Source organism: Candidatus Midichloria mitochondrii IricVA, assembly GCF_000219355.1.
GTDB lineage: Bacteria > Pseudomonadota > Alphaproteobacteria > Rickettsiales > Midichloriaceae > Midichloria > Midichloria mitochondrii.
Genome location: NC_015722.1, coordinates 458,959 through 472,689, shown reverse-complemented (window position 1 = coordinate 472,689; position 13,731 = coordinate 458,959). Strand labels below are relative to the sequence as shown.

Here is a 13,731-nt window from a genome sequence, read left to right as displayed (position 1 = left end):
TTAAACAAAGCAAAGAAAAGGAGGCAAAAAGCTTAAGCTCCTGCTTCCTTTTCCAAATATAATATCGAAGATACGCTAAATTTATTTAATTTCAACTTTAGCACCTGCTACTTCAAGAAGTTGTTTAATTTTTTCAGCATCCTCTTTAGAGACTCCAGATTTTACAGCTTTTGGAGCGCTCTCAACTAATGCTTTAGCTTCAACTAGACCCAAGCCTGTTGCACTTCTCACTTCTTTAATTACTGCAACTTTATTTGCCCCAGCTTCTAGTAACATTACATCAAATTCCGTTTGAGCCGCAGCTTCAGGAGCCGCAGCAGCTGAAGAAACAGCCATAGGAGCCGCAGCACTAACGCCCCACTCTTTTTCTAATAATTTAACTAACTCAGCTGCTTCCGTAATCTTAAGAGCGGAAAGTTCTTGAACTATTTTCTCTAAATTCGACATTTTCAATATCTCCTGTTTTAAAAATTTAAAATTTTATTTTTCTGAATGTAAAGCAATAACCCTTGCAATTCGTCTAGCAGGTTCTTGTACGAGCGACAACAACTTAGCACGCAATTCATCGAGTGATGGTAGCGTTGCTAACATATTTATATGCTCAACACTTACTTTTTCCTGTCCAATTACTCCGCCAATGACTTCTAATCTCCCACCGTCTTTGCAAAATTTCATTAACGCCTTAGCTGCAGTAGTAGGCTCGCTTGCGCATACAACAGAAACTGGCCCCGTTAATAGCTCTGATAAACTTTCACAACGAGTGCCTTTTACAGCAATTTTCATTAAGGTATTTTTTGCTACAAAATATTTTCCATCAGCTTCTTTTTTAATGCTCTTACGAACATTATTAGCTGCGGACACAGTGAGTCCGCCTTTATTGTGTGCCAAAATAACCACTTCACTTGACTCAAATAAGGCTCTAATCCGCTCAACGGTCTCTTGCTTTGCAATCCTATTCACTACTTCACTCCAAACTCATTAAAACTAATTATCACTTAAAATAGGCGAGCATCCTAAACCAGCATATTTCTCAAGTCAAGTGCTACGGATGGACCATGTGTAGTACCGATATACATTTTTTGCATATATATACCTTTCGCACCTGCAGGTTTTGCGTTTAAAACCGCATTATATAAAGCAGCAATATTTTCCTTAAGAGCTGACAAAGCAAAACTTAGTTTACCAACACCTGCATGGATTAGACCCGCCTTCTCAACCTTATACTCAACTTGACCTGACTTGGCGTTCTTAACCGCTATTGCTATATTATCAGAAACTGTTCCTAATTTAGGGTTCGGCATTAATCCTTTAGTACCAAGGATTTTACCAAGCGTTGCCATTTTAGGCATAAAGTCAGGTGTCGCAATACAAACATCAAAGTTGATTTCTCCACCTTTAACCTTTTCTACTAAATCTTCACTACCAACAATATCTGCCCCCGCTTTCAAAGCCTCTTCATGGCGTTCATTTTTAGCAACCACCGCAACACGCACTTTTTTACCTAAACCATGCGGCATAAGTATTACCCCCCTTACCATCTGGTCTGAATGTCTAGGATCCACCCCTAACTTAAAAACAACCTCAACACTCTCATCAAATTTGCTCTTAAACTTTTCGCTGTATTGCTCTAATATATTTAAAGCCCCATCTAAAGTGTAAAACTTATCTCGCTCAACCAAAGCTCTCGCTCCGTTTATTCTCTTATTATGTGCCATTATCTTAAAACCTATTCTACAACTTGAACACCCATAGAACGCGCTGTTCCTTTTACCATATTTACAGCAGATTCTAAATCATCTACACTCATATCAACCATTTTGATTTGAGCAATTTCCTTCACCTTATCAATCGCAATCCGCCCAGCTGCTGCTCTGCCTGCGACCTTAGAACCACTGGCAATACCTGCAAACTCTTTAACAAAATAACTCACTGGTGGATTCTTTAAAATAAAGCTAAAAGATTTATCAGCATAAGCACTGACAATCACAGGAATTGGAGCTCCTTGCTTCATTTCCTTAGTCCTGTCGTTAAATTGCTTACAAAACTCCATTATATTCAAACCTCGCTGACCAAGAGCAGGGCCAACAGGAGGAGCAGGGTTAGCTTTACCCGCAGGAATCTCTAATTTTATCTCAGCAACCACCTTTTTTTTCACAATAACACCCCCTTATTTATCAAATTTTCTCAACTTGGTCAAATTCAAGCTCTACAGGAGCCTCTCTCCCCAAAATAGAAACTAGCACTCTCAACCTCAATTTTTCGTTATCAACTTCTTCGATGACTCCAGTGAAAGTTTCAAACGGACCATCAATTATCCTAATCACTTCATGCAACTCAAAAGATACTGGTGCATCCTTAGCAATACTGCCCTCTTCAACTTTCTTCAATATCCTCTCCACTTCCTTCTCCAAAACCTTAGCCGGCCTATTATCAGCTCCCAAAAATTTGGCAACATTGGGAATTCTCTTTACTAACCCCCAGGCACTTTCATTCATATGCATCTTAATGATTATATAACCAGGAAGAATTTTCTTTTTAGTATCGACTTTTCTTCCTCTTCTTATCTCAGCATAACGCTCAGTAGGTACGATAATCTCCTCAAAAACATCGCTCATACCCTTTTTTACCGCTTCTTCTCTTATAGCCTTCGCAACTTTATTCTCACAACCAGATGCAGTGTTGACGATATACCAATCAGAACTCACTTTATCCCCCGATACCAAGAAGCAGTTTTATAGCTTTATATATGATAGAATCAACAAGCAAAAATAACAATCCAGCAAGACCTGCAGCAATAATAACAAACAAAGAAATCAGCGCAGCTTCCCTAAAGGTGGGCCACTTAACTTTGATTACTTCCTGTTTCACTTCTCTTAAAAAACTTACTGCTTTCACTATTTTGCTCAAAAACATTAATTATACCTTAATCAGGGCATAGCTTACCATTATTGTAGCTAAAGCATTTTAATCTGAATGCGAGGAGCGAAACGTAGAAAAACTACATGAGCGACCGAGCGACGCATAGTCAAATTATAAAGACCCAGCTATGTAACTTATTATAGCTCGGGGGTTAGTATAATTGCTTTCAGCGTTCTGTCAAGTAATCAGTAATATTCTATCCACTATTTTTCGATTATTTTTTAATTAATAGGCAACTCAACTTAAAAAAAGGGAATCTTTACTCTGGAAATTGCTCTTTTTTTCTAAAATTCTTTTCTTTATCAAAAAAACCTCCTAAGAAGCCCGGCATTAGCATCGAAAATGGATTGATAATTATAGACATATGGTCAATATCCCCGATTACAGAAAAATTCGTTGCTATAATTCCACTGTCCTCCCCACCTGATAGCATCTTCCCAATTAGTGGTATATGTTTAGTAGCAGTATTTATTATATTAGAAGGCACCATGATACCTTCCCCCGAAACTTTCCCGCTTTCTTCATTCAGAACTCCAGAACATTTGATATGAAGCGATGGCCCGGTAATCACTAATCCATCCACAAATACCTTTTTCTTATCATAGGCAATACCTGCACTCATCTTATCAAAATATATACCTTTATTATTTAAGCTATCTATTAAGCCTCTAAAAGAAGTGAGAGGAGAAATAAGTTTTGCAAGTAAAGGAGCCTTCTTGATATAAAAATCCAATACGAATAGCCTTCCTTTCATAAGATCTTTTTCATCAAATTCTCCCTTAAACTGTAGGGTTCCCCCCTCCATTCTATCATACAAACCAAATGCGCTTAGCGCCTTATAAGCCGAATCCGTCACTACAGATATAACTGGATGACTATAGAAAATATTAATCTTAGTATTATCAAAAAAACTACCGATCAGTGAGAACTCTCTGCATTTACCAGCCTTGCAAGACAAGTTAATCTTAGGAGCTATTAAAGTTTGCCCTTGATGTAGTATAATGCTTTTGAAGTCTGTTTTTAAAATAAAACTATTACTACCACCTTTGCCAAAACCTGAATCTTTAACTAAACCGATTATATTGATTTGGCTTAAATCTAGTTTATCACCGTACAACTGCAGCTTTATATCTCCTTGATAACTTTTACTATACTTAAAGCTAAAATCAGTTGCATTTATTCTGCTCTTTTCAGAAACTAATTGCACAAGTCCTTCTTCATTTAAAATACCACTTCCTGCGCTACTAAAGGTCGGCAAGGTCAATGAATATGTCGGCATATCAATTAAAGCATTTGCAGCTGTACCATGGATACTAAATGATAACTCTCCTTTTTCACCAATTTTCTTTTCAATTCCAAGTGAATGAGTTAGCGCTAATTGTTGCAAATCAAGAGAGCCACTAACATTATATTGATCATCCAATAAGAAAATACTTATATTACCTTTTAATTCTCCATCTGCTATCTCACTTTTAAAAATTCCGTTTCTCTTCAATTCATCAATCGAAGCATGCACAGTAACATTAGTTTTAATTCCAGGCTCATTGAATAAGCTCTTCTCTAAATCAAAACCAGCGCGGATGACATTATTAACGGTGCCCTCTCCTCGCACACTTAACTTTGTTCCAATAAATTGACCACTAATATCAAATTGCGATAAACTCACTAGACCGCTTAAGTCTTTATTTGAAACATTTTTCATTTTTGAATGTACAACTACACTCCTTTCATCAAGAACGAACTCTTGAGTTAGCGGAACAACTATTTTTATTTCCGTCTCAGCTTCACCCTTAAAATTTTTTAATTCTCGATTATTAGACTGAGCATAGGCAAAACCTATATCTATAACATCCTGTGCTAATCCTGCCACTCTGCCATTTAAAACCAAGTCAACCCGCTCATTCTTATAATTTATAATACCTATCATGTTATTAGTTCTGCTATTTAATATAGTTGCATCATTAAGCTTCAGTACAACATCTTCAGCAGAGACCTCGACTACTCCTTCATTTATGTGAACAACCGGCACAATATAAGGTAGGGGCATACAACGCACTACATTATTCGCCAAATTCACACGTACGTTGATAGACTCTTTGGGTATAGGGCGGCTCGCATTTAAATCAATATTAATTTTAGCATCCACACCTGTTACATAGCCTTTATCCAAATTTGAAACTAACCAAGTCCTTGTCTCCTCTAAAATAAACGAAGGCCAATAATCTAAAACTGATCTCAACTTCATTTTTCCTGCTATTATATTACCAACTAATTTGCCATTCTTATTAGCAATTAAAGCTTTTAATGTAAGATCATCCGCTTCCAAAACAGAGGTTGCTTCGATATCATATTGACTTGATACCCCGCCTGATAATAAAAATTTCTTAGGTACTATATCATGTTTCAGATAATCATTCTTTTGTATGAAACCATGATAGTTAACAACATCAAAATTTAAGTATTCCAATCCACTTTTTCCTATTTTACCACCTAGAATTAGGTCCAGCTTTAAATTACTCTGGATTTTTGTATAATATGTAGAACTAGCCCATAATAAGGATACAGGTATAAAATTTAGCTTACCTCCTAACTCGATCATATTAGGGTTAGTAGTATCAATATTAAAATCAAAATTTATAAAATCGTTGCCCGCATTAAAGTCTCCTCTAAAGTTAAGAATCCTATCCTCAATTAAGGTAAAATTGAGGCTATTTAAGCTTAAAGTTAAAACTGGTTTTTTGTCTACATCCCGTATTTTAAAGTTAATATCTCTTAGCAATTCAGGTAAATAGCTTATGAATCCAATATGAGACATCAAATAAGCTTTCACTGATTTTGCAGCATGTTTAGGAGTTTTTTTCACAGTAATGTTATTAGGTCTCGGCGCCCTACTGAGCTCAATATCAGACGAAACCGAAATATGGGAAAGAGCCTCTATGAAGCTACCTCTTAGTACCTTACTCATATAGATGTCCACTTTAAGGTATGGCACTCTCACTATATTTTGGCTATAAGTGACTTTCAGGTCAAAAACGGAGAAATCCACAACATTATCTTCCACTCCCAACTCAACATAGTCTATTTCAATTTTTGTGCCTTCTATACGGCGCTCTAAAATTGTCCCTATTAGCCTTCCAATAAATTTTGAGGAGACCGGCCCATAGTATTTTAAAAAGAGAAAACCACTACCTAAGATAGTAATAAAAAACATAATTAACACACTAAAAAATATTACGATACTTTTTAATTTACTAATTACTCTCCAAAATTCATTCATACTTTAGAATTAATCATTAATATGGTATGAGTTGCATTATCACTAATTAAGAAAGAGAACGAACTCCTTTATGAGTAAATCAAATAATTCTCCTCCTATCAATTTTATGTTTATTATCTTTAATAAATTAAGAAATATATACATTTTTTTTATCTTTTTATCTATAATTCTCTTGTACCAATTATCAAGTGCCCAAAATCAGGAAATTATAAAAGAAGTTGAGAAATACTTAAATCAAATTAAAACAGCCAAAGCGCAATTCAAACAAATAGGGCCAGAAAAAGGTATGGAAAGAACTGGCTTTTTTTATATTGCGAAACCTGGCAAACTCAAGTGGGAGTATTTAAACCCTAAAAAAATCACAGTAATTAGTAACAACAATAAAGTATCCTACTATGACTACGAGATGGAAGAATTGACCAAAATTGACCAGGATCATACTTTGGCTAGATTACTTACTACACAGAATATCTCTTTGAAGAAGATGGCTAATATAATATCCATAATCGAAAAAAAGAATAGCGTTGAAGTAATCGCTTCTAAAAAGAAAAAAATCAATGAAATGGGTAAATACCCGTATTTAGTATTAAATTTTAAGAGAAAACCTACACTCACTATAGACAAAATAATCGCAGTGAATGACGAAATTACTTTGACGGAAATTTCACTTACTAACTTAGATATCAACACACCGATAACAGACTCTGAATTCAAATTTAAGAATCCAAGTTTTTTTGCTCCAAGGGATGATTAATATTTTAACTCTATCTGCTTTAGGTTATATATTATTTCCCATAAAAAGTAAAAAGAAGTTGATTGTGGAAGTAGACAGGTTTTTATTAGAAATTTTCAGCGAAGAGATACCTGCCAGCATGCAAAATTCTATAGCTGAAACTTTATTTAAAGAGGTCATTAATACCATTGGGAATATATTTAAAACAATCAAGCTTTCCGGACGTTACTTCTCAACACCAAGAAGAACAGGGTTCTTTATAGATAACTTACCTACCTTAACTCCAAGTTTTACTGAAGAAATAAGGGGCCCTAGAATTAACTCAACTGAGCAGGCTATTGAGGGCTTTTTAAAAAAATATCAAATCTCTTCCAGGGAGCATTTAGAACAAAGAGGAGATTTCTATTTTTGGATTAACAAGCAAGAAAACAAGAAAATAACAGACATACTGCCAAAGATTATCCAAGAACATATTTCCACATTAATTTGGCCAAAATCAATGCGCTGGGCTGACCATGAAATAAAATGGGTAAGACCAATACATAATATTCTATGCTTACTTGGAGAGCAAATAATTGAGGTAAATTTTGGGCATATAAAATCAAATAATAATACCTACGGGCATAGGTTCATGGCACCAGAAAAAATTATCATCCAAAATGTGGATGCATACGAAGACGTATTAAGAAAAGCGTTCGTTGAAATTTGGCCGCAGAACAGAAAAAAAACGATAACAGAGAATTTAAGCAATCAAGCTAGCAAATTGGGGGTTTCTTTAATAAATGATCAAAATCTCTTAGAGGAAGTTTCAGGCCTAGTTGAGTGGCCTGTGCCATCAATTGGAGAAATTGATAAAAAATTTCTTCCTTTACCAAAAGAAGTTTTAATTACTACTTTAAAAAACAACCAAAAATATTTCCTGTTTGAAGATAGTGAAGGCAATCTCGCTCCTTTCTTTGGAATAGTTGCTAACGTCACTATAGAGAATAATAACCAGACAATCATTAAAAGTAACCAAAGGGTTGTCGCTGCTAGATTAAGTGATGCTGCATTCTTCTTTAACAATGATAAAAAAGCTACATTAATATCACGAGTCATACGGTTAAAAAATTTGTTATTTCATAACAAAATTGGTACCGTATACGATAAAGTGCAAAGCACCAAAGTTATCGCTATAAGGATTGCAGAGCAACTTAGTTGCCATACCGAAAAAGTAATACTTGCAGTAGAACTAATGAAAGCAGATTTGTTAACCGATATGGTAAAGGAATTTCCGGAACTTCAAGGGATTATGGGTTACTATTATGCATTGAATGATGGCGAGGATATAGAAGTAGCAAACGCAATTAAAAACCAGTACAAACCCAAAGGCCCTAGTGATTCTGTACCTACAGAACCACTTAGTGTAGTGGTCGCTCTAGCAGAAAAGCTCGATACATTGAATCAAATGTTCCTTCATAATATCAAACCAACAGGCTCTAAAGATCCATTTGCTTTAAGAAGAGCAGCAATCGGAGTGTTAATGATTCTAAATCAAAATAATATAGCCTTAGATTTTAATAAACTCGAGTTAAGACAAGATGTTATAGACTTCATCTATCAAAGAAAAATTTGCTGAGGCCTGCTTCTAATTCTTAAGAAGTAATGCAAAATTACAAGTAGCGAATTTAAAGTGAGGCTCAGCTAAAAGTATTTTAATTTGGATATAGAAGCTAAGCGTAGAAGACGTTATATAAGCGACTGAGCGACGCGTAGTCAAATTATAAAGACTGGTATCCTAGAGTATTTGAGCTATAAATAACAAACTTAGAAAGCAACCATTTTTCTGCTATTTTCATCTCCTGAAATTTTTGATGAAACCGTTTAGCGTTGTATTCTAGCCTCAGTTTGACTTAAGGAGTAGGCCAGCGCGAGGCCTAATTTGAGATATATGGGTTTGAGGACATAAGCCAAGAGCCCTGAGAAAGAGGTCTGCCAAGAAATTGTTTGGCGAGTGATGCCGTGGCGCTGGATTTGGCAAATCTCTTTCAATTCTCCGATGGCTGTTTCAATCAATCCACGCCCTGCAAGAAGCAGTTGTTTAAAAGCCGCAAGCGGGTTTTGTTTTCTTAAGCCGTGTGATGAGCTCAATACCTTGATTGCTCAGTGTTTTTGCTTATATACCACTGATCTCCGAATAGAAGGCCTATCAAATATTGAGTCAGTTTTTCGACAACGGCTCGATCATCTGTATTACTGAGGTCAGTGTGAATGACATAATCTCTCCTTGATCATTGAGGCCAAAGAACCATCCGGGTCGACGTTTTCCCACGCTGAGCGGTGCCTTTAAAGACCTTATTACGGCTAATACGTAAGTTATGACAAACTTAAAAAATCAAAAAAGTATGGATTTTTTAAAGTTGCTCTAGCCAGATCTGACTGATTCTTAGGAAATTTTGTCTGAAAATTCGTAGCTGCTTTTCCTTGCCGTTTGTATAGATCAGTTTCAATCTGCATAGATAAAATTCTTCAAATCTTTAGGTAATTGATCAATAACTCTAGCTCCCCAACCACTCTTTCTTTGAGAGATAAGGATCTGACCACCAATATGATGATATAAAGCAATGAGTTCTTTACAAGAATTATACGAAATAGTAGCAGACAGTGCATGGCCTACAATTTGCTGGCCTTCCAAGGCGTTATATAGAAGACTTTGATCCGGATGATAATTCTGGATATAGCAATGGTGGCTCTAGCCATAATAATCAAACTTCTGTTCAAGATGCTTGCTTAACTTATTAACATTACTGCTATTTATGAATAATAGTACTAAACCTTAATTGTTTGTGTGCACCAGCTTCATTTGAGTAAGGCAACCTATCTGAACCTGGCATTTTAGGCTTTTGGAAGAACATTATAAAATTGATCGTGTACAGATGATTACAGCGTTTATGAACACTATAAAATCTCCACGTACCATCACAAAACAAAGGCTGAGATCTCATTGGTAGAATCAAAGAATTCTTTAATAAGGCATTATCTAGCTCGTTTTAATCGAAGAACAAAGCGCTATAGCAAATCCCTGAGGATGCTTTGCGCTACTCTTACCCTCTTCTTCCACATAGGCATTTGCTGGATTTGAAACTTCTACCTATAAATATTAGGCAATGCCTTGTAGGGCAAGCAGTAATCAGAAGATATATCTAAGCCGGTAACTTTTCAGACTCATTAAAGAAGATATAATCAGATCTGCCTATACGAACTACAAGATTAATAGCTTTTTGTAATATACTGACATTAAAATCCTTCATAAGTAATGTAGGCAGACTCATATAGCGGGGTTTCTTCACAAAGGGTCGGCTAAACCAATATATTTTTACCTCTCACCGTCTTTGTTCCCCGATACACTTCCCATAACAGATTATAGCGGTACTCAGATAAAAGGCAACTCCGTTACCCCGCTCCAGCTGTATGTAAAGCAAGCCTCGTTAACTATGTCTAAAATTTGTCATAAGTTTTTCATTAAAGCCATCCTTCATTAACAACAACGCTTGCAGCTCTAGTGATTGGAATGGACGGACACTGAGTTTTTTCGTATGTGTAGAATTTGCAATGAGGTCAGTGGTAAGTAGTCAACTCTTTCCATAGGCTCGGCGCACTTAAAGATATAATCTCTTCTCCGCTCGGTATTCAATGCCAAAATCTGCATTATCAGTTATTAGCCCCCCGATCGGAGAGTAAATAGTAATAAAATCTTTTAGTTTGCATTAATATATATTAAACTTTTCGAGATTATCTAATGCATCGCACACTCCTTTAACGCTCAGATAATTTAGTATACCTTCTGTTTGCAAACGTGAACTTCTTCGTATTTATGTCCTCTTGATTTCCTAACTCTACAGTAAAGACCTCCATTGGCATATTTATAGGGCTTTCAAGTCGGTTAATTTTCTTGTATTTCTCAATTAACTCAATCCAAGGACAAAAAAATAGCTTCATCTAGTGCGCCTGCAAAAATGCTTGGTTATTTCTATAACAAATGGGATTCTAAGTTCAGATACCGAGCGCATCGCATATTCAGAGCTATAAATATGCGGCACAGAAATTGTATCGCAATGAAGATCTAGGACTATATCTGCAGAAATGGCGAGCTCTTGCAACTGCAAAGCCAATTTTTTGTGATAACTAGTTTTTTCTTATTCTTCAAAGCTCCGATTAGGGTGTGCTTCCAAGAACTCATCAACATGACCACTAAAATCCACATAATTGCGATTCCAGTTATCACCAGTAACTGGATCAAATCTTCTAAAGGTATATTTCTCCTATCTTACAGTTTAATCCGTAAGGATTTGCAATTGGAGCAATAGTAATATCCCCCTTGGGTGGATTATTCTGAAATATTCAATTAGCTGTAAAGTAACTACATACCCTTGAACTTCAGCGCCATGGATACCAGTTGTATATAAACAAAAGGTGCTCCTTTGTTAGTACCAGGACAACAAAATACTGGAATGGAAAGTTCACTACCATATGCAAAACTTCTTATCAGAATGTCTTTTCTCTTCATTTTTACTTTAACCAAAATTGTGCAGATTGTGGTTCTCTAATTATACTTAAATTTTTGTTCTCTAATACAGCTTCGCCTGGCAAATCGTTGCATAGAAAGAATGGCAAGCTTTCTGTAAACCCATAAGAAGCCCCCGGTTTGCATAAAAAACAATTACGTCACCTACTCTTGTATCTTCAGGTAACATTTGTTCCCCTAAGAAATCTAGCGATGTACATAAAGCTCCATGAATAAAGAAAGGTGCAAGTTTGGCTTCGGATTCACGTAACAAGTATAAAGGGAAAGATTCGTTTACTAATGCAGGCCTCGCGATATGATTAGTTCCACCATCTATCTAATACGAGAATTTTTTTCCATCGGTCTCTTTACAATCGACGACCGAAGTCACATAAATACCACAAGGCCCTGTCAAATAACGTCCCATCTCCAACCAAAATTCTTTAATATTGTAGGCGTCTTTTAGTTCATTCACTAGAGAATTAACCTCTTCCCAAGCTAAGGACGCTTCTGCTGCGTAGGGAATTCCAAAGCCGCTACCAACATCTAAAACTCGAAAATCTTCAGTTAAACTTTTGCATGTAGACATACTCCTTTCCCAAACATGCCGCAACTTGTAAATCGATAGAATATTGCCCCATTGAAAAACTTGGAATCCTAATAAAGATAGCTGCACTTTTGGCATAATATCTCGAGCAGGGTTTGCTGATCCATGCCAAAAAGCGGTAGTCTTATTTACCCACCTACAGCATTTTTTTCCTCTCCATTCCACTGTAGCTGCAATCTTAGTAACACGTCGGGTTGGTATCCACAAGTCTTTTGCTAATTCTTGCAAGCACATTAATTGTGCGGTATTCTCTATAACAAACGCGCCAACCTTATTTTCGAGTGCAAACCTAAGCAGCCGTTCTGGTTTAGCTGGCCCTGTCATTATCATATCTTTACCCCAGCACGCCAATAGATAGAACTGGCCTAATTCCCCAGAACTTGCAACATCGAAACCTACTCCAGCATGTTTCAGAGTATTTAAAATTGAACTCAAGGTTGGCTTTGCATGCGAAGAATAGCTTCGCTTGCCCTGAAACAATTTCCTTCGCATGATTATAAGAGCTTATCAGGGTTATATACGAAATACGAGCCCCTAGAAGCCAAATTTTGCAAAGTTCCATAGTGATTATAATTTACTAATAATATTTCGAAATTCATTATAAATAGCATTAGTAACTCCAGCTGGCCTAAACTGCCATGCCTTACCATTACCTTCAATACTACCAACAGGCAAGATTTCAATCGCTGTACCAGTTAAGAATACTTCCCGAGCTCTGTCTAAATCATCAAGAGTAAGCGTGGTTTCGTAGACATTAATGTTTAACTTTCTCGCTATATCAAGACATGTCCTTCTAGTAATGCCGTTTAAGAAACATTCTGGTTTAGGAGTGAAAAGTTTTCCATCAACTACTAAAAAAATATTTGAACTACTAGCTTCAGCTATGTTCCCTTGGTAATCAAGCATAAGTACATCATCGAACCCTAGCAACTCAGAAGAGCGCTTACTCATTGAAGATATCATATATAAGCCCGATGCTTTGCTATGCACAGGAGCAGTTTTAGGATCAGGTCTATACCAATTGGAAATATTCATTCGAATCCCATTTTTAAATTGGCTTTCTGTATAGTTAACAGGCCGTTCCCAAACCGCAATCGCCACATGTACATTGGCCCCATTATGAGAAACTGTCATTTTTTTACTACCACACCAAGCAATAGCTCTGACATAACCTTGGCCGTAGCTACCTTGCTTCACCAAAAATTCGGTAGCTTCTATTAGCTCCTCTATCGCGTAAGGGATCTCAAAATCTAAATAATTTGCAGATTGGTGGAAGCGCTCATAGTGTTGATGTGCCTTTAAAAGCTTATCACCATAGGCACGCAAGCCTTCGTATACACTGCTCGCATAATGTAGAGCATGCGTCATAACATGAATACGCGCATCTTTCCAAGACACTATTTTTCCATCTAGCCAGATTGACCCGGGTAAATCATCAAACATATGCTTCTCCTAAAAGTTTTTTTTTATGTAGTAACTCTGCCATCTCAACCGCATTCTCCTTATCGACTAAAACGCTGATGCTGGAATTACTAGCACCATAACACACTAATCGGAGCATGAACGGCTCTATCACTCCTAAGGCTTTTTGTATAATACCAGGCACAGTAAGCCTAGAACCAATAACTGCAAGCAAAGTTATCTTCAACCGA

Annotated in this window: 14 protein-coding genes and 1 pseudogene; 3 read left to right on the top strand and 12 right to left on the bottom strand. The window is 36.5% G+C overall.

Features of this window, described 5'->3' with window-relative positions; translation table 11 throughout:
- Positions 1–81: 81 nt before the first annotated feature.
- The 7 genes from rplL to MIDI_RS02490 form a co-directional block, all read right to left on the bottom strand.
- Complete coding sequence (gene rplL / locus MIDI_RS02520; RefSeq protein WP_013951023.1) at positions 82–447, bottom strand: 50S ribosomal protein L7/L12; 366 nt, start codon at positions 445–447, stop codon at positions 82–84.
- Between the two features lie 33 nt (positions 448–480).
- Positions 481–960 carry a 50S ribosomal protein L10 gene (rplJ, locus tag MIDI_RS02515; RefSeq protein ID WP_052567676.1) on the bottom strand — a complete coding sequence of 160 codons (480 nt, stop codon included), beginning with the start codon at positions 958–960 and terminating at the stop codon, positions 481–483.
- Between the two features lie 53 nt (positions 961–1,013).
- Positions 1,014–1,715, bottom strand: a complete 702-nt coding sequence (gene rplA / locus MIDI_RS02510) for a 50S ribosomal protein L1 (protein ID WP_013951020.1) — start codon at positions 1,713–1,715, stop codon at positions 1,014–1,016.
- An 11-nt stretch (positions 1,716–1,726) separates the two neighbouring features.
- Positions 1,727–2,155: a 50S ribosomal protein L11 gene (gene rplK, locus MIDI_RS02505; protein WP_041185390.1), complete on the bottom strand. Its 429-nt coding sequence runs from the start codon at positions 2,153–2,155 to the stop codon at positions 1,727–1,729.
- A gap of 19 nt (positions 2,156–2,174) precedes the next feature.
- On the bottom strand, positions 2,175–2,705 hold the full coding sequence (gene nusG / locus MIDI_RS02500) for a transcription termination/antitermination protein NusG (protein ID WP_041185389.1): 531 nt from the start codon (positions 2,703–2,705) through the stop codon (positions 2,175–2,177).
- A 1-nt stretch (position 2,706) separates the two neighbouring features.
- Entirely contained in the window at positions 2,707–2,895 is a 189-nt protein-coding gene (secE, locus tag MIDI_RS02495) for a preprotein translocase subunit SecE (protein ID WP_237697414.1), read from the bottom strand.
- A 283-nt stretch (positions 2,896–3,178) separates the two neighbouring features.
- Entirely contained in the window at positions 3,179–6,196 is a 3,018-nt protein-coding gene (locus tag MIDI_RS02490; protein WP_013951016.1) for an AsmA-like C-terminal domain-containing protein, read from the bottom strand.
- Positions 6,197–6,266: 70 nt separating this feature from the next.
- On the opposite strand from MIDI_RS02490, the gene MIDI_RS02485 reads away from it, so the two are divergent.
- The gene (locus MIDI_RS02485) at positions 6,267–6,950 is read left to right on the top strand and encodes a LolA family protein (RefSeq protein WP_013951015.1); all 684 of its coding nucleotides are present in this window, start codon (positions 6,267–6,269) and stop codon (positions 6,948–6,950) included.
- Positions 6,943–8,547, top strand: coding sequence for a glycine--tRNA ligase subunit beta (gene glyS, locus MIDI_RS02480; RefSeq protein ID WP_013951014.1), 1,605 nt, complete (start codon positions 6,943–6,945; stop codon positions 8,545–8,547). The genes MIDI_RS02485 and glyS overlap by 8 nt, the downstream gene beginning before the upstream one ends.
- Before the next feature lie 245 nt (positions 8,548–8,792).
- Here the strand turns inward: glyS and MIDI_RS10580 are convergent.
- Positions 8,793–9,295, bottom strand: a pseudogene (locus tag MIDI_RS10580) (transposase); the annotation flags it as partial.
- A 277-nt stretch (positions 9,296–9,572) separates the two neighbouring features.
- On the opposite strand from MIDI_RS10580, the gene MIDI_RS09270 reads away from it, so the two are divergent.
- On the top strand, positions 9,573–9,710 hold the full coding sequence (locus tag MIDI_RS09270) for a hypothetical protein (protein WP_237697412.1): 138 nt from the start codon (positions 9,573–9,575) through the stop codon (positions 9,708–9,710).
- 1,826 nt (positions 9,711–11,536) lie between these two features.
- On the opposite strand, the gene MIDI_RS10185 is transcribed toward MIDI_RS09270, so the two are convergent.
- From MIDI_RS10185 to MIDI_RS06270, 4 genes are all read right to left on the bottom strand, one after another.
- Positions 11,537–11,809, bottom strand: a complete 273-nt coding sequence (locus MIDI_RS10185) for a hypothetical protein (protein ID WP_160162313.1) — start codon at positions 11,807–11,809, stop codon at positions 11,537–11,539.
- Entirely contained in the window at positions 11,810–12,571 is a 762-nt protein-coding gene (locus tag MIDI_RS02465; protein ID WP_013951011.1) for a type III PLP-dependent enzyme domain-containing protein, read from the bottom strand.
- Between the two features lie 75 nt (positions 12,572–12,646).
- Positions 12,647–13,522, bottom strand: a complete 876-nt coding sequence (locus MIDI_RS02460) for a branched-chain amino acid transaminase (protein ID WP_013951010.1) — start codon at positions 13,520–13,522, stop codon at positions 12,647–12,649.
- Positions 13,515–13,727, bottom strand: a complete 213-nt coding sequence (locus MIDI_RS06270; protein ID WP_052567674.1) for an ACT domain-containing protein — start codon at positions 13,725–13,727, stop codon at positions 13,515–13,517. Before MIDI_RS06270 ends, MIDI_RS02460 begins: the two co-directional genes overlap by 8 nt.
- Positions 13,728–13,731 lie beyond the last annotated feature (4 nt).